The organism is Leptothrix toolikensis (SeqCode), from assembly GCF_057922285.1.
The window spans coordinates 13895-29948 of sequence record NZ_JBYSVC010000004.1; the positions used below are offsets into that span (position 1 = coordinate 13895).

Consider the following 16054-nt stretch of genomic DNA (forward strand, 5'->3'; position numbering starts at 1 on the left):
GTTTGAGAAATACAGATTTCTGAGATGGATATACTTTTAAGGCATAAAGATGCGGCCATCAAGCTTGTCGCCAGCTTTGAAGCCCTTACGCTTGAACCACCCTTGGTTCATCTCTAGGGCAAAACGAACAGCGTGTTTTGGGCAGTGGGACGTTTCATCTTGGGGTTGCATGTCGGCCACGTTAATGATTGTGCCGTCCGAGCCAAGAAACGCGATGGATAAAGGAATCAAGGTGTTCTTCATCCAAAAGCAATGGACGCCATCGGACTCAAAAGCAAAGAGCATGCCGTTGTTGGCCGTTAGCTGCGGTCGATACATCAACCCTTTTTGCCGTTCCTCGGGAGACTGTGCGACTTCGGCTTGAATCAAGTGCATGCCCGCCCTGAGTCGGGCTGTTTGCATTGGGGTTGCTGGGTGGGCTGTGGGGTCGCCTTGAGCGGCCGCTTCCAGAGCGAATGCCCACAAGAATGTTGTGACAATGCAACGAAGTTGGGTGGTATTGATCCGCATCATCCTGAATCGTAAGAAATTACCAAAGAATACCGATCTCGGGTGGACCGCGTGGGGCGGCTCCTGCCGCATCCATGACGATACAAGGTTGCCCTTCAGATAGCACAGCTACCCTCTTGCCTGAGCCGCTCACGCCCACCCAAGTGGCGGCGTTGGACGACGCAGCAAGCTTGGAGGCGTACACGCAATGGCAAACCGCCGAGAGTGGTGAGCGCGTCGGCAAATCCAGACTGCTCATCAGTGGCATGCATTGTGCCGCTTGTGCGGGCCTGATTGAGTCCGCCTTGATGCGACTCCCGGGTGTTCTTGCTGCCGAGGTGAGTGGCTCTGCTCAGCGCGCCATCGTGACTTGGGCTCCCGCCACCGTACAGCCCTCCGCTTTGATCAAGGCTGTCCGTAGCGCCGGTTATGGTGCCTTCCCGGATACCGGTGCGGAAGCGGTTTCTTTGGCCATGCGCGAGGCTCGGCAGGCCATTTGGCGCTTGTTTGTTGCGTCATTTTGCATGATGCAAGTCATGATGTACGCTGCGCCCTTTTATGTGGGCGGTGCGGATGAGATCGCCGCAGATACCGCCAAATTGCTTCATTGGGCCAGTTGGGTACTGACGCTGCCGGTGATGCTATTTGCAGCTGGGCCGTACTTTCAAGGCGCTTGGCGCTCGCTGCTTCAGCGGCACATCAGTATGGATGTGCCGGTTGCCATCGGGATCGCTGTCACCTTTGTGGCCAGTTCCATCGCTACCTTTGATCCCCAAGGGGTCATGGGCCATGAGGTCTACTTTGACTCTTTGGCCATGTTTGTAGCGTTTTTGCTCGGCGCGCGCGTGCTCGAAACACGGGCACGGCATCGTGCCGCGCAATCTCTGGATGCCGTGATGCGTCGGTTGCCGGATACGGTAGAGCGCTTGGATGTGGCCGGGCAGAGTGAGTTGGTGCCCTCGGGTCGCCTCATGATCGGCGACCGTCTGCGCATCCAAGTGGGCCAAGCCTTTGTCGCTGACGGTGTCTTGCTTGAAGGCCGGACACAAGTGGACGAGTCCATGCTGACAGGTGAGTCCGTCCCTGTGGAGCGTGGTCCTGGCCAAGATGTGGCGGCTGGATGTTTGAATCTGGGCTCGCCCGTGGTGATGCGCGTCGGGGCGTTAGGGGCCAATACCCGCTATCAACAGATCGTTGAGTTGGTTGAACGGGCCTTGATGCAGCGGCCTGCATTCATTCAGAGCACCGAACGCTTGGCGGGGCCTTTTCTGTGGGGTGTTCTTCTGGCCGCCACTTTGGCGTGGGCTATTTGGCACACCGTTGACCCGACCCGAGCCGTTTGGGTGGCCGTGGCTGTTTTGGTGGTGACTTGTCCTTGTGCTTTGTCCTTGGGCGCACCTGTGGCCTTGTTGGCGGCCACCGGCGAGCTAGCACGGCGCGGCATCTTGGTTCAACGTCTGGATGCTTTGGAAGTGTTGTCGCGGGCGACTCACTTGGTGATTGATAAAACCGGCACCCTGACCGAGGATCGACTGACCTTGGGGCCTGTTGCCATGTTGCATGCTGGATGGGATCAAGCAGCCGTGACCCGTTTGGCCTCTGAGTTGGCGGCATATTCCCATCACCCGCTATCACGGGCGTTAAGTTCAGTGGTTTGTGCCGATGTTGATCCGCAGCTTTGGCTTGATGTGCGTGAAGAGCCGGGCTGTGGTTTACAAGCACGTCTTGGTTCGGGTCTTCATTGGCGGCTGGGGTCCATGGCTTGGTGTGGCGGGTCGCATCAAGAGCTGTTGGATCGTCCTTCAGTCTGGTTGGCCATGGCTTCTGAGCCAATCGAAGGATCTTGGGTGCCTGTGGCGCGCTTTGAATTCGATGAAGTCTTGCGGCCTGATGCGATAGAACTGGTTCAGCGAGCGAGTCAAGCTGGATTGGCAGTGCATCTGTTGTCTGGAGATCACAAAGGATGTGTGGATGCGATGGCCGCCAAGTTGGGGATCACTGATCCTGATCGGGTGCAGTCCCTTTGTACCCCGCAGGCCAAGCTTGAGCGCGTTGAGCAATTGCAAGCGGCAGGTGCTGTCGTGGTGATGGTCGGTGATGGCATCAACGATGCCCCAGTTTTGGCCCGTTCGAATATTTCTGTCGCGATGGGTTCGGGGGCTGCATTGGCTCAAGCCCGTGCCGATGTGGTTGTGCTGTCGAATCGCCTGTTGGATGTCCTCGTCTTGGTGCGTGCCGGACGTAAAACGATACGAGTCGTGCGGCAAAATCTGCGCTGGGCTCTGGCCTATAACCTGATTGGGGTGCCCTTGGCCATGGTGGGGTGGTTGTCACCCTTTTTGGCCGGTGTGGGTATGGCCCTCAGTTCGTTGGGAGTGGTGCTCAACGCTTTGCGTTTAGCACGATCTTCTTCTGACGCCGATGTGGCGGCGGCGGTGTCGCCGTCCCAAGATATCGATGTTGCGGGCCTTTCAAGGCCTCAATCGGTGTGAGAGGTCCTGATGGATATTTTGTTTTTGCTCATTCCACTCTCAGTTTTGCTGGTTCTGATCGTTATGGGTGTCTTCGCATGGGCTGTCAAAAGCGGCCAATTCGATGACCTTGAGCGTGAGGGCGAGCGAATCTTGTGGAGTAATGATGGCGGAGTTGATGGGAATCAACCTCGCTTATAAGGGGCTGAAGAAAATTCAGCCGCACAAGGATGGAGAACCTTCCGAGGAGTTGATCGATGGCGAGTAACACACTGCCGACCACAGAGTCGGTTTACAGCGACACGACAGTCCGGCTTTTTGCCGTGGCTGCCGTGTTTTGGGGCATCATTGGGATGACAGTCGGGGCCTTTGTGGCGTCGATGCTCGTCTGGCCGGAATTAACATTCGGCGTCCCATGGTTGTCATTTGGTCGCTTGCGACCCTTACATACCAACGCGGTGATTTTTGCTTTTGGTGGTTGTGCGTTGTTCGCAACGAGCTACCACGTGGTTCAGCGGACCTGTCAAACCCGCTTGTTCATGCCTAAACTGGCCATGTTCACCTTTATCGGGTGGAACCTTGCGCTGATTTTGGCCGTGATCACTCTGCCATTGGGCATTTCGCAAGGCAAGGAATATGCCGAGCTGGAATGGCCGATTGACTTGCTGATCGAAGTGGTTTGGATCTCTTACGCTGTGGTGTTCTTTGGCACCATTGGTACACGTAAGGTGCGTCACATTTATGTGGCCAACTGGTTCTTCGCTGCGTTCATTTTGGCTGTGGCTTTGCTGCATACCTTCAACAGCGCTGCGATTCCTGTCAGCCTGACGAAGAGCTACTCGGTGTATGCCGGTGTGCAAGACGCCATGGTGCAATGGTGGTATGGCCACAATGCGGTGGGTTTCTTCTTGACGGCTGCTTTCTTGGGTATGGTGTATTACTACATCCCCAAGCAAGCTCAGCGTCCGGTGTACTCGTATCGCCTGTCGATCGTCCATTACTGGGCATTGATTTTCACGTACATGTGGGCTGGTTCGCATCACCTGCACTACACGGCTCTGCCTGACTGGACCCAGTCGCTGGGTATGGTTCTGTCGCTGATTCTGTTGGCTCCCTCTTGGGGCGGCATGATCAACGGGATCATGACGTTGTCCGGTGCTTGGCACAAGCTGCGCGACGACCCGATCCTGAAGTTCATGATTGTGGCGATGTCGTTCTACGGTATGTCCACGTTTGAAGGCCCGATGATGGCCATCAAGACCGTGAACGCGCTGTCGCACTTCACCGACTGGACCGTGGGTCACGTGCATTCGGGTGCTTTGGGTTGGGTGGGCATGATCTCGATCGGCTCGCTGTATTACCTGATCCCGCGCATGTTTGGTCGCACCGAGATGTACAGCGTCCGTGCCATCGAAATGCATTTCTGGATCGCAACCATTGGTGTGGTGGTGTACATCTCTGCACTGTGGATTTCTGGTGTGATGCAGGGCCTGATGTGGCGTGCTATCAATCCTGATGGGACATTGGTTTACAGCTTTGTTGAAAGCGTGAAAGCCACTGTGCCGTTCCACGCCTTGCGTTTGGTGGGTGGTTTGATGTACGTCGTTGGTATGTGCATCATGGGCTGGAACGTTGTGATGACGATCCGCAATGGCAAGGCTGAGCCTGTGCGTATTCCGGCTGTCGCCGCCCACGCCTGAAGTGAATGGAGCAATAAAAATGGCTGATCACAACAGTTCTCCCAAAGGTTACGAACGGATCGAAACCAGCAATTTCCTGCTGATCGTTCTGACGTTGATCACGATTTCGTTTGGTGGTTTGGTGGAAATTGTTCCGCTGTTCTTCCAGCACTCAACCACAACGCCGATCGAGGGTGTCAAGCCCTATACCGCCTTGCAACTTGCTGGTCGTGACGTATACATCCGCGAGGGTTGCTTCAACTGCCACTCGCAGATGATTCGTCCCTTCCGTGCGGAAGTGCTGCGTTACGGCCCGCCGTCGCTGGCTGGTGAGTTCGTCTATGACCATCCGTTCCAGTGGGGCTCCAAGCGCACAGGTCCGGACTTGCACCGTGTGGGCGGTCGGTATAGCGATGACTGGCATTACATCCACCTGATGAATCCACGCAATGTGGTGCCTGAATCGGTGATGCCGGCCTATCCTTGGTTGGAAAAGGCTGTGCTTGACCCGGCAGATTTGGCACCGAAGATGACTGCACTTCGCAAGGTTGGCGTGCCCTATACCGATGATGAAATCGCCAAGGCTGGCGATGAAGTCAAGGACAAGACCGAAATGGAAGCTGTCATCGCGTACCTGCAAATTCTGGGTACGGCGCGGAAGTAATCAAGGAGTGCTTCGATGGATATCAATACGGTTCGAAGCATATTCACAGTGGCAACCTTCACGGCATTCGTGGGTATTGTCGTGTGGGCTTACTCGCGCTCAAATCGACACGATCTTGAGGAAGCAGGCAAGCTTCCTTTCGATGGTGAAGAGTTGAGTTCGGGGCAACGCAAGAAAGTTGGAGGCTCTAATGAGTGATTTCATCTCCACAGGATGGGCAATTTACGTAGCAGCGATCGCGATATGGGCAATCGTTTACTGCGCTGGCTTGCTGTATTTGAATTTCCAAATGAAGCCGAATACGGCTGACGATGGTACGACTGGCCACGTTTGGGACGAGACGTTGCGGGAGTTCAATAACCCGCTGCCGCGTTGGTGGGTTGGCCTTTACATCATCACGATCATTTTCGGGATTTTGTATTGGACGCTCTACCCCGGTGTTGGCACCTATCAAGGGCTGTTGGGTTGGTCCAGCAAGGGTCAATTAGAGGCCGAGCAGAAGAAGGCTAAGGAAGAAGAAGCCAAGATCTATGCGCGTTTTGCACCCATGTCGGCTGAAGACATGGCTAAAGACCAGCAAGCGATGGGCATCGGTCAGCGTATCTTCCTGAACAACTGTGCCGTGTGTCACGGCTCGGATGCGAAGGGTAGCAAGGGCTTTCCTAACTTGACTGACGATGACTGGCTCTATGGTGGTTCGCATGACACCATCATCGAAACCCTTACCAATGGTCGCGTAGGGATGATGCCGCCGATGGGTGCTGCGGTGGGTACGCCTGAAGAGATCAAAGACTTGGCCAACTACGTGCTCAGCTTCTCGGGTAGTCCGCACGATGCAGCGGCTGCACAGCGGGGTAAACCCAAGTTCGAGGGTGCCGGTTGTACAGGCTGTCACGGCGCTGATGCGAAGGGAACCCAAGCCATGGGCGCGCCCAACCTGACCGATAAGATCTGGTTGCACGGCTTTGGTGAAGCTGCGATCATTGAGCGCATCAACAATGGCAAGACCAACGTGATGCCTTCTTGGAGCTACAAGTTCTCCAAGGATCAGATCCGTGTCTTGGCGGCTTACATCTGGAGCCTGTCGCACAAGCAAGTGGCTGGGACCTCAACAAAGTCCTAACACTGTGATGTGATTGACAGTGATTGATGGAACTAAACGTTGTTCCATCAATCAAAGGAGGGGGGCAACTCCCTCCTTTTCTAGCTTGATTAAATCAACGTTTGCTTATATATCATCATGACAACCTCAGAGCGACCCACAAACACCCTTTATGCTCCTCATAAGAAGATCTATGCCAAAGAGGTTAGCGGCTATTTCTCCAAAATTCGCTGGCTCATGGTGTGGGCGACTCAAATTGTCTTTTATGGCATGCCATGGTTGATATGGAATAATCGACCTGCCGTTTTATATAATCTTGAATCTCGCCGGTTTTACATATTTGATCTTGTTTTGTACCCGCAGGACTTTATATTTCTTACTGTGGTTTTAATGATTTCTGCTTATGCTCTGTTTCTATTTACGGCGGTTGCTGGTCGTTTGTGGTGTGGTTATACGTGCCCGCAAACCGTATATACTGAGATATTCATGTGGATCGAAAATAGATTCGAAGGTGATCGCAATGCGCGTATCAAGCTAGATTCTGGCCCTTGGAATAATAATAAAATTATTCGAAAGACAGGTAAGCAAGCGGCTTGGATTATTCTTTCTTTATGGACAGGATTTACCTTTGTGGCTTATTTTACGCCCATTCGTGATTTGCTGATTGAGGCAACTAGCTTTGATTTTGGCGCTTGGGAATGGTTTTGGATCTTCTTCTATGGCGCGGCAACGTATGGATTTGCTGGCTCCATGCGAGAACAAATCTGCAAGTATCTTTGCCCATATGCACGATTCCAAGGGGCTATGTTTGATCATGATACTTTGATCATCACGTATGACACGCAACGAGGTGATCCTCGTGGTTCACGGGGTAAGAAAGTTGATCCCAAAGCAGCTGGTTTGGGTGATTGCATTGATTGCGGTTTGTGTGTGCATGTTTGTCCCACGGGTATCGATATTCGTGAGGGTCAGCAGTATGAGTGCATCGGTTGCGCCGCTTGTATTGATGTCTGCAATGGTGTGATGGACAAGATGGGCTATGCACAAGGTTTGGTGCGTTATGCCACTCAACATGGCATGGAACAGCATCTGACCGATAAGCAATCGCTGATGCGGATTTTTAGACCTCGCGTCTTGATCTATAGCGTTATCTTGGTCGTTATTGTGATGGCACTGGGTTACGCTGTCTGGACGCGTGAGCCGTTCAAGGTGGATGTTGTTCGGGATCGCACGACATTGGCCAGAATCAACGGTGATGGCGGTATTGAGAACGTCTATCGCCTTCAGATCATGAATGCCACCGAGGAAAAGCAGACCTATCGCATTGCGGTCTCTGGCCTGCAAGGCTACAAGGTCGTCCCCGATGATTTGATCAAGGTTGCGCCCACTGAAGCTGAGTGGCTCACAGTGACGATTGAACTGCCTTTTGACGCGGCAAAACGAGAAGGTTCAGGTGTCAAGCCAGTCCAGTTTGATGTTCATCGCGTCAGCAGTGCTGGGATGGGCGAGGATGTTATCGTTCATGAGAAGTCAACATTTATGATCCCCCGTTGATCCTAATGATCATTGACCACTTGGTATTTTTAATGAGGACAAAATGAATCATCAAACAACCAAAGCTTCGAATATAAGTGGGCCACAGGTTAATCATCAACCTGTGCCTTGGTGGCAGGTGAAGATGATGTGGTTGGTCATCGCTGGTCCGCTGATTGTCGTCGTCGCGGCACTAACTACAGCCGTGGTTGCAATTCGAGGGCAAGATCCGGTTTTGGTTACGGGACCAGAAGATCTACAAGTTGATCCTTCGAAAAAGAACAATCCATCTTATCGGCCTGCTATTGAAGGAAGAAATCATTCTGCGACAGGCGGCATGAAGTAGCCATCAAGGCATAAAAAAGGCACCTAAATAGGTGCCTTTTTTCTATGTGTAAAATCAACACTGAGCGCTATTAACGACTTGTTGTAAAGCCTCTTGGTTGAGTATTCTTATGTCTCTTTGCTTGACTTCCAAAATTTGATCATCTTGGAATTTTGAGAAAGTACGGCTGACCGTTTCTAGCTTGAGTCCTAGATAGCTGCCAATTTCTTCTCTTGTCATACGTAAGACCAATGCTGAAGGAGAAAAACCTCGTGCTTGCAGTCGCTGTGTCAAATTAAGCAGAAAAGCGGCTAAGCGCTCCTCGGCTCGCATGCTACCTAGGAGCAACATGACACCATGGTCACGGACAATTTCACGACTCATGATTTTGTGAAACTGATGCTGTAACAGCGTAAATTCTCTAGATAATGTCTCAAGTTGGGCGTAAGGGATCATGCAGACTTGGGCATCTTCCAGTGCAACCGCATCGCAAGAATGGCGGTCTGTGCTGATGCCATCGAGGCCAATCAATTCTCCAGCCATTTGAAAACCCGTGACTTGCTCGCGTCCATCAATCGCTGAGACGATGGTTTTGAAAAAGCCAGTTCGAACGGCATAGAGCGCTGAGAACGAGTCTCCAGCGTGAAAGAGCACCTCACCACGACGCACAACCCGTCGGTTACTGACCAGGCTATCCAAGGTCGCTAGCTCTTGCTCAGACATGCCGACAGGCAGACACAGCTCTCTTAAATTACAGGCTGAGCACGCGACCTTCAAGGGGTCGATTCGGGAAGAGGGTGGAGTGGCTTCTTGCATGATGTGGCGGATTATCCGTCCAGTGCATGGCGACATCAACCAAAGTCATGCGGGCGTTGCGTCAGTCGCATCCTCACGTTGGCTGACTGATCCATAATGGTCACAAGTCAAAGATTGAGCTAAGTCAAAGTCAGTAAGCTATTGCAAGGCAAAGTCACAGGATGAACGCACCTTTGAACGCTGATTGCCTTTCTGGCAGCCATGATGCCCCTATGACTGGGCATGAAGAAGCTCCCCATTTCAGTGAGGAACTTCTTCGGAAGATGGATATCCCTGGGCCTCGCTACACCTCTTACCCAACAGCTGATCGCTTTGGGGAGGTCGCTACAGATGAGTTCCATGCTTTGGCACTGAGGCAGCGTCGCCTAAGCGCTGGCTCGGTGGCTATGCCACTGTCTATTTATATTCATATACCGTTTTGCGAGTCTGTCTGCTACTACTGTGCATGCAATAAAATTGTCACGAAAGATCGGTCTAAAAGCAAAGAATATCTCGTTGCTTTAGAAAAAGAATTGGCACTTGTCACTGGTCACATCGGGCAAAGAGAAATCGTTAGTCAAATTCATTTTGGTGGCGGTACGCCAACCTTTCTTACGGATTCTGAAATATCGCATATATTCGATATGCTAAGGTCCAAATTTGATTTAGAAAAAGGTGGTGAGTTCTCTATTGAAATTGATCCGAGAACAGTTAATAAAGAACGGCTAATCAATCTTAAGGCAATAGGTTTTAATAGAATAAGTTTTGGCGTTCAAGACTTTGATCAAGATGTTCAAAAAGCTGTTCATCGTGTACAGCCTTTTGAGCAGGTTGAAGAGCTTATGAAGGTCGCGCGTGATATTGGGTATCAATCAATCAATGTTGACTTAATTTACGGCCTGCCACTTCAAACACCTGAAAGTTTTTCTCGCACTATTGATTTGGTGGCTTCAATACGGCCAGATCGTATTGCCATGTATGGCTATGCGCATTTGCCAGAACGATTTAAGCCTCAGAGAAGAATTCATACAGAAAGTTTGCCTAAAGGTACTGATCGCCTAGGCATGTTGTCAATTGCATTAGATGGATTTGTAGCCAAAGGGTATCGTTATATTGGCATGGATCATTTTGCACTTCCAGATGATCCGCTAGCTATTGCCAAGAGGCAAGGTCTTTTGCATCGAAATTTTCAAGGGTACAGTACTCAGCCAGACTGTGATTTGATTGGCCTTGGTGTTTCTGCGATAAGTAAGATAGGCTCTACGTATACGCAAAATGCAAAAAATATAGACGAATATTATGGGTTTATTTCAAGAAATGCCTTGCCTACCGTACGAGGATTTAATCTGAGTCGTGATGATGTTCTGAGGCGATCTGTGATTATGGCGATCATGTGCCATGGCCGGTTAAGTTTTGAATCGATTCAGATAGCTCACTTGATCGATTTCAAGAGCTACTTCCAATCTGAATTAGAAGAAATCAACACTTTGGCCAAAGATGGATTACTTATCCTCAATGAGGATGGCTTCCAATTAACAAACCTTGGTTGGTATTTTGTTAGATATGTAGCTATGGTGTTTGATAGATACCTACAAGTTGATAGAGTACGCGAAAGATTTTCCAAGGTCGTGTAATGACTGTTAGTTTGTACATCAGTGCAGCTTTAGTTGGTTTTACAGCCTCACCGCATTGCATTGCAATGTGTGGGGCTTTCTGTGAGAAAACAGCTAAAAAATGTAGATCAAATGCCAATAATAGTTTTTCTGCAAGCCATTTTTTATCATATCTTCCCGTCTTGTTGGGTAGATTAGCATCCTATGCTATTGCCGGTGCTTTATTCGGCATGATTACGTCTAGTGCGGCTTCATTATTTAATAAGGTGGCTTTGTTAAAGCCTTTGTGGCTTGTCGTTCAGTTGGTTATTGTTTTTGTTGGACTATGGATGCTTTGGGATGGTAAATTTCCAGAAAGCATCCAAAGTGTTATTGAACGTATATCTAAATATTTGAAGATACCCAAGAACAATTCAATTGATCATACTCCTTTGAGTATGATGAGGTCTTGGATTCAAGCTTTAGGTATAGGTTCTATGTGGGCCTTATTTCCTTGCGGTGTGCTGCACTCCGTTTTTTTGATTGCGTCGCTATCCAGTGGCCCGATAGATGGTGCTTTTGTCATGTTGTCTTTTGGCTTGGCTAGCTCGGTTTCTCTTTATGCTGGTGGATGGCTTTGGCGGATGTTCCTTGAAAGTAACCCTGCACCATCGCCAAGTCAGAGGGGGGTGGCAGGTGCATGGCAGAGAGGCCTGATGTCGTTTAGACTGGCTGGCGCTTCTGTCGTCGGTGCCGGTGCTTGGTCTTTGTTTAATATGCTGTCAGCGGCGGCCTCTCCTGGTGTTCAGTGTGGTTGATTGTTTGATCGGCATCTTCGCGTCGAAGGTATATGTGATGCACTCATTTGATGCGCTGATATCTTTTTGGTGCATCGCCTAATTTGGTATTGAGAAAAATGAAGCGTAAGTTCCATTTTTTTCCTGTTAACGTAGAATGTGTCTTCCTATCTAGTTCTCAATGTAGAAACACGGAGTCGGTTACATGTACCTGCACATCACAGTCCCCCATGACGGGCAAAAGATCACGGTCAATTCTGACAATTCCCTGAATGTTCCAGACCAGCCCATCATTCCATACATTGAAGGAGATGGCACGGGTTATGACATCACCCCCGTGATGATCAAGGTGGTCGATGCGGCGGTCGAAAAAGCTTACGCTGGTAAGAAAAAAATACATTGGATGGAAATATTTGCAGGTGAAAAATCGACCCGCATTTATGGACCAGATGTCTGGCTTCCAGAAGAAACATTGCATGCATTGAAAGATTATGTTGTCTCCATTAAAGGCCCTCTAACTACGCCTGTAGGCGGTGGTATTCGGTCACTGAATGTGGCGCTTCGCCAAGAGCTTGATTTATATGTTTGTCTTCGTCCTGTGCATTACTTCAAGGGTGTTCCATCACCAGTGAAAGAGCCAGAAAAGACAGATATGGTTATTTTCCGTGAGAATTCGGAAGATATTTATGCTGGCATCGAATACGAAGCACAATCTGACAAGGCAAAAAAACTTATTAAGTTTTTGATTGAAGAGCTTGGTGTTACGAAAATACGCTTTCCAGAAACTTCTGGAATTGGTATCAAGCCAGTTTCTAAAGAAGGCACGGAACGATTGGTTCGCAAAGCAATTCAGTACGCAATTGATAATGATAAGCCCAGTGTGACGATTGTTCACAAGGGTAATATCATGAAGTATACTGAAGGTGGTTTCCGTGATTGGAGTTACGCGTTAGCCAAAAATGAATTTGGTGCTGAGTTAATTGATGGCGGTCCTTGGTCCAAGATAAAGAATCCAACAAATGGAAAATATATCACTATAAAAGACTCAATCGCAGATGCATTTTTGCAGCAAATTCTTTTGCGTCCAGCTGAGTATTCAGTGATTGCAACATTGAACCTCAATGGTGATTATATTTCCGATGCCTTAGCTGCCCAAGTTGGCGGAATTGGGATTGCTCCTGGCGCGAATTTGTCCGACACGATTGCCATGTTTGAAGCGACTCATGGTACTGCACCAAAATATGCCGGAAAAGACTACGTCAATCCAGGATCGGAAATTCTTTCTGCAGAAATGATGCTGCGTCACATGGGTTGGATTGAAGCTGCGGACCTCATTATTTCTTCGATGGAAAAATCAATTCTGTCGAAAAAAGTAACCTATGATTTCGCGCGTTTGTTGGAAGATTCAACCCAGGTTTCATGCTCTGGTTTTGGTCAAGTCATGATTGAAAACATGTAATCTGAGCAAAGTATAAAAATCGACCCTGTGGGGTCGATTTTTTGTCTCTCAGAAATCAGATTTCGACAGGCTGACTGTCTGTATAAGAAATAGCCTGCGCTAAGCGTCCTTTCGGACCTTGGGTAATCTCAAATGAGACACGAGCACCTTGTTTCAAGGTCTTGTAGCCTTCCATCTGAATCGCTGAAAAGTGCGCGAACACATCCTCTCCGCCGTCATCAGGTTCGATGAAACCAAAGCCTTTGACATCGTTAAACCACTTCACATTTCCATGCGGCATGCTTGTCTCCTGTTACCCATGTTTTCAATATGGATTTTCAGAACAAGAGGCCGATTCTGTCAATGAGGAAGACACCAATAGGCAATCAAGGGTCAATTCGTTCTAGAATGTGCGGATGACAGTGTTGACTACTCAAAAATGGGTCGTTATGGCCAACATAAATGCCAGTCTGGCTTGGCTTTTATGTTCTGAAAGAGCTTTAGAAGGGCTCATTTCTCTGGATGTTTTGGCGACTGCGGCTTCTCATCAAGTGGGACACCCAAAAACCGATGACGGGGGGGGCAGCACACAAACTGAGATTGTCCTTTCTCTACTTGAGCCGCCTCCTTTCTATCAGGTTGTGCTGTTGAATGATGATTTCACCCCAATGGAGTTTGTTGTCTATATCCTTCAGCAGTTTTTCCATTTGGATATAGAAACTTCAACAATAATTATGCTAAAAATTCATCACGAAGGTCGTGGCATCTGTGGTGTTTATTCACGGGATGTCGCAGCAACAAAAGTTGATCAAGTTAATTTGGCATCTAAAAATGCTGGACATCCGTTGCAATGCATTATGGAGGCGGTATGATTGCTCAAGAACTTGAAGTTAGTCTTCATATGGCGTTTGTCGAGGCTAGACAACAGCGTCATGAATTTATTACGGTTGAGCATTTGCTGATGGCATTGCTTGATAATCCGTCGGCATCGGAAGTTCTCAGAGCATGCTCGGCGAACATCGAGGATCTCAGAAAAAGTATTATTCAATTTATTTCTGACAACACTCCTGTTGTCTCTGGATCTGATGAGGTTGATACGCAACCAACTTTGGGTTTTCAGAGAGTCATTCAGCGTGCCATTATGCATGTTCAGTCAACGGGTAGCGGTAAAAAAGAAGTTAATGGCGCCAATGTTCTCGTTGCTATTTTTGGAGAAAAAGACTCTCATGCTGTTTATTATTTGCATCAGCAAGGCGTTACTCGCCTTGATGTTGTTAACTTTATGGCGCATGGTATAAAAAAATCGGATAGTCCAGATGCTAAATCACCTGACCATTCGACTCATCAGGAAGGCGATAAACAAGATATTGAAACAAAGAACTCTCCCCTTGATCAATATACCAATAACCTGAATATCGCTGCAAAAGAGGGTAATATTGACCCACTGATTGGGCGAGATTTAGAGGTTGAGCGTGTTATTCAAGTTCTTTGCCGGCGTAGAAAAAATAATCCATTGTTGGTGGGTGAGGCTGGTGTTGGTAAAACGGCTATTGCGGAAGGATTAGCTTGGAGGATTGTTCATGGTAATGTGCCTGATATACTTTCTGATGCCATTGTCTTCTCTTTAGATATGGGTTCTCTTTTGGCTGGTACAAAATATAGAGGTGATTTTGAGCAACGATTAAAACTCGTTATTAAACAGTTGAAAGAACATTCGCATGCTATTTTATTTATTGATGAAATTCATACATTGATTGGTGCTGGAGCGGCATCGGGCGGAACTTTAGATGCAAGTAATCTTCTTAAGCCAGCGTTGAGCTCGGGTTTGATTAAATGCATCGGCGCAACAACATACTCTGAGTACAGAGGTATTTTCGAAAAAGACGCGGCTCTTTCTAGGCGATTTCAAAAAGTGGATGTTGTTGAACCGTCCATTGAACAAACCGTTGAAATTCTCAAAGGCTTGAAATCTCGTTTTGAAGAACACCACAACGTAAAATATGCATTGGGGGCACTTCAAGCTGCCGCTGAATTGTCATCAAAATATATCAATGATCGGCATCTTCCAGATAAAGCTATTGATGTGATTGATGAGGCTGGTGCTGCACAAAGAATTCTTCCAAAGAGCCGCCAGAAGAAAACAATTACGAGGATAGAAGTTGAGGAAATTGTGGCAAAAATTGCTAGAATTCCTCCTTCAACTGTATCTAGTGACGATCGAGGCAAACTTAAAAATCTTGATAGAGATTTGAAAAATGTCGTTTTTGGTCAGGATGCAGCCATTGATGCCATTGCTGGTGCCATAAAAATGGCACGATCTGGTTTAGGCAAGCCAGATAAGCCGATTGGCTCTTATTTGTTCACTGGGCCAACAGGTGTTGGTAAGACGGAAGTTGCGCGTCAGCTTGCCATTATTTTGGGTATTGAATTGATCAGATTCGATATGTCAGAATATATGGAAAGGCATACCGTTAGTAGACTTATTGGAGCACCTCCAGGTTATGTGGGGTTTGATCAAGGCGGCCTTCTGACTGAAGTCGTTACCAAAAAACCATACAGTGTTCTTTTGTTGGATGAAATTGAAAAAGCTCATCCTGATGTCTTCAATATTCTTCTTCAGGTCATGGATCATGGAACCTTGACGGATAATAGTGGAAGAAAAACTGATTTTAGAAACATAATTATTATCATGACAACCAATGCGGGTGCTGAAACAATGCAGCGACCTGTCATTGGTTTCACGGGTGGCCGTGAGTCGGGTGATGAAATGATTGATATAAAAAAGTTGTTTACACCAGAGTTTAGAAATAGATTAGATGCTATCATCGGTTTTAAATCGTTGAACATGAGCATCATCGTTCGTGTAGTTGATAAATTCTTACTACAGCTTGAATCTCAGTTGGCAGAAAAGAAAGTAGATGTAAGCTTTACTGATCGGCTAAGAGATTATCTTGCAAAGAATGGTTTTGATCCATTAATGGGCGCTCGGCCTATGCAGCGCATTATTCAAGACACAATTAGACGTGTTTTGGCTGATGAGCTATTGTTTGGTCGATTGAGTGACGGTGGTGGACGTATAACCATCGATGTTGATGATAATAATCAGGTAAAACTTATTTTTGATGTCAAAAAAAGTGATAAATCAAAACCTGAATCAAGCATTGTTTGA

General features: G+C 48.2%; 16 protein-coding genes. 13 read left to right on the forward strand and 3 right to left on the reverse strand.

Features of this window, described 5'->3' with window-relative positions; genetic code table 11:
• Window positions 1-36: 36 nt before the first annotated feature.
• Window positions 37-510: a DUF192 domain-containing protein gene (locus tag AC3VI7_RS01280; protein WP_489668724.1), complete on the reverse strand. Its 474-nt coding sequence runs from the start codon at window positions 508-510 to the stop codon at window positions 37-39.
• 74 nt (window positions 511-584) lie between these two features.
• Here AC3VI7_RS01280 and AC3VI7_RS01285 point away from each other — a divergent pair, with 74 nt between their 5' ends.
• The 8 genes from AC3VI7_RS01285 (at window position 585) to AC3VI7_RS01320 (ending at window position 8284) form a co-directional block, all read left to right on the forward strand.
• On the forward strand, window positions 585-2981 hold the full coding sequence (locus AC3VI7_RS01285) for a heavy metal translocating P-type ATPase (RefSeq protein WP_489668725.1): 2397 nt from the start codon (window positions 585-587) through the stop codon (window positions 2979-2981).
• A 9-nt stretch (window positions 2982-2990) separates the two neighbouring features.
• Complete coding sequence (gene ccoS, locus AC3VI7_RS01290; RefSeq protein ID WP_489668726.1) at window positions 2991-3161, forward strand: cbb3-type cytochrome oxidase assembly protein CcoS; 171 nt, start codon at window positions 2991-2993, stop codon at window positions 3159-3161.
• Window positions 3162-3217: 56 nt separating this feature from the next.
• Entirely contained in the window at window positions 3218-4660 is a 1443-nt protein-coding gene (ccoN, locus tag AC3VI7_RS01295) for a cytochrome-c oxidase, cbb3-type subunit I (protein WP_489668727.1), read from the forward strand.
• Window positions 4661-4679: 19 nt separating this feature from the next.
• Window positions 4680-5303, forward strand: coding sequence for a cytochrome-c oxidase, cbb3-type subunit II (gene ccoO / locus AC3VI7_RS01300; RefSeq protein ID WP_489668728.1), 624 nt, complete (start codon window positions 4680-4682; stop codon window positions 5301-5303).
• Window positions 5304-5318: 15 nt separating this feature from the next.
• On the forward strand, window positions 5319-5501 hold the full coding sequence (locus AC3VI7_RS01305; protein ID WP_489668729.1) for a cbb3-type cytochrome oxidase subunit 3: 183 nt from the start codon (window positions 5319-5321) through the stop codon (window positions 5499-5501).
• Window positions 5494-6426, forward strand: a complete 933-nt coding sequence (ccoP, locus tag AC3VI7_RS01310; RefSeq protein WP_489668730.1) for a cytochrome-c oxidase, cbb3-type subunit III — start codon at window positions 5494-5496, stop codon at window positions 6424-6426. The genes AC3VI7_RS01305 and ccoP overlap by 8 nt, the downstream gene beginning before the upstream one ends.
• Before the next feature lie 117 nt (window positions 6427-6543).
• Window positions 6544-7959: a cytochrome c oxidase accessory protein CcoG gene (ccoG, locus tag AC3VI7_RS01315; protein ID WP_489668731.1), complete on the forward strand. Its 1416-nt coding sequence runs from the start codon at window positions 6544-6546 to the stop codon at window positions 7957-7959.
• A 43-nt stretch (window positions 7960-8002) separates the two neighbouring features.
• On the forward strand, window positions 8003-8284 hold the full coding sequence (locus AC3VI7_RS01320) for a nitrogen fixation protein FixH (RefSeq protein WP_489668732.1): 282 nt from the start codon (window positions 8003-8005) through the stop codon (window positions 8282-8284).
• A gap of 54 nt (window positions 8285-8338) precedes the next feature.
• Here AC3VI7_RS01320 and fnr read toward each other — a convergent pair whose 3' ends face one another.
• A complete protein-coding gene (gene fnr / locus AC3VI7_RS01325; protein ID WP_489668733.1) occupies window positions 8339-9079 on the reverse strand; it encodes a fumarate/nitrate reduction transcriptional regulator Fnr in 741 nt (246 codons plus the stop codon).
• A 212-nt stretch (window positions 9080-9291) separates the two neighbouring features.
• On the opposite strand from fnr, the gene hemN reads away from it, so the two are divergent.
• From hemN to icd, 3 genes are all read left to right on the forward strand, one after another.
• Entirely contained in the window at window positions 9292-10692 is a 1401-nt protein-coding gene (gene hemN, locus AC3VI7_RS01330) for an oxygen-independent coproporphyrinogen III oxidase (RefSeq protein WP_489668765.1), read from the forward strand.
• A complete protein-coding gene (locus AC3VI7_RS01335) occupies window positions 10692-11468 on the forward strand; it encodes a sulfite exporter TauE/SafE family protein (RefSeq protein WP_489668734.1) in 777 nt (258 codons plus the stop codon). Before hemN ends, AC3VI7_RS01335 begins: the two co-directional genes overlap by 1 nt.
• Window positions 11469-11652: 184 nt before the next feature.
• Entirely contained in the window at window positions 11653-12906 is a 1254-nt protein-coding gene (icd, locus tag AC3VI7_RS01340) for an NADP-dependent isocitrate dehydrogenase (protein ID WP_489668735.1), read from the forward strand.
• A 55-nt stretch (window positions 12907-12961) separates the two neighbouring features.
• Here the strand turns inward: icd and AC3VI7_RS01345 are convergent, their stop codons facing one another.
• Window positions 12962-13186 carry a cold-shock protein gene (locus AC3VI7_RS01345; protein ID WP_489668736.1) on the reverse strand — a complete coding sequence of 75 codons (225 nt, stop codon included), beginning with the start codon at window positions 13184-13186 and terminating at the stop codon, window positions 12962-12964.
• A 298-nt stretch (window positions 13187-13484) separates the two neighbouring features.
• Between AC3VI7_RS01345 and clpS the strand changes: the two genes are divergently transcribed.
• Both clpS and clpA read left to right on the forward strand, forming a co-directional pair.
• Window positions 13485-13757, forward strand: coding sequence for an ATP-dependent Clp protease adapter ClpS (clpS, locus tag AC3VI7_RS01350; protein WP_489668766.1), 273 nt, complete (start codon window positions 13485-13487; stop codon window positions 13755-13757).
• Complete coding sequence (gene clpA / locus AC3VI7_RS01355) at window positions 13754-16054, forward strand: ATP-dependent Clp protease ATP-binding subunit ClpA (RefSeq protein ID WP_489668737.1); 2301 nt, start codon at window positions 13754-13756, stop codon at window positions 16052-16054. Before clpS ends, clpA begins: the two co-directional genes overlap by 4 nt.

Coding starts and splice junctions, on each gene's coding strand:
- AC3VI7_RS01280 (WP_489668724.1), bottom strand. CDS start 510: ATGCGGATCAATACCACCCAACTTCGTTGCATTGTCACAACATTCTTG.
- AC3VI7_RS01285 (WP_489668725.1), top strand. CDS start 585: ATGACGATACAAGGTTGCCCTTCAGATAGCACAGCTACCCTCTTGCCT.
- ccoS (WP_489668726.1), top strand. CDS start 2,991: ATGGATATTTTGTTTTTGCTCATTCCACTCTCAGTTTTGCTGGTTCTG.
- ccoN (WP_489668727.1), top strand. CDS start 3,218: ATGGCGAGTAACACACTGCCGACCACAGAGTCGGTTTACAGCGACACG.
- ccoO (WP_489668728.1), top strand. CDS start 4,680: ATGGCTGATCACAACAGTTCTCCCAAAGGTTACGAACGGATCGAAACC.
- AC3VI7_RS01305 (WP_489668729.1), top strand. CDS start 5,319: ATGGATATCAATACGGTTCGAAGCATATTCACAGTGGCAACCTTCACG.
- ccoP (WP_489668730.1), top strand. CDS start 5,494: ATGAGTGATTTCATCTCCACAGGATGGGCAATTTACGTAGCAGCGATC.
- ccoG (WP_489668731.1), top strand. CDS start 6,544: ATGACAACCTCAGAGCGACCCACAAACACCCTTTATGCTCCTCATAAG.
- AC3VI7_RS01320 (WP_489668732.1), top strand. CDS start 8,003: ATGAATCATCAAACAACCAAAGCTTCGAATATAAGTGGGCCACAGGTT.
- fnr (WP_489668733.1), bottom strand. CDS start 9,079: ATGCAAGAAGCCACTCCACCCTCTTCCCGAATCGACCCCTTGAAGGTC.
- hemN (WP_489668765.1), top strand. CDS start 9,292: ATGACTGGGCATGAAGAAGCTCCCCATTTCAGTGAGGAACTTCTTCGG.
- AC3VI7_RS01335 (WP_489668734.1), top strand. CDS start 10,692: ATGACTGTTAGTTTGTACATCAGTGCAGCTTTAGTTGGTTTTACAGCC.
- icd (WP_489668735.1), top strand. CDS start 11,653: ATGTACCTGCACATCACAGTCCCCCATGACGGGCAAAAGATCACGGTC.
- AC3VI7_RS01345 (WP_489668736.1), bottom strand. CDS start 13,186: ATGCCGCATGGAAATGTGAAGTGGTTTAACGATGTCAAAGGCTTTGGT.
- clpA (WP_489668737.1), top strand. CDS start 13,754: ATGATTGCTCAAGAACTTGAAGTTAGTCTTCATATGGCGTTTGTCGAG.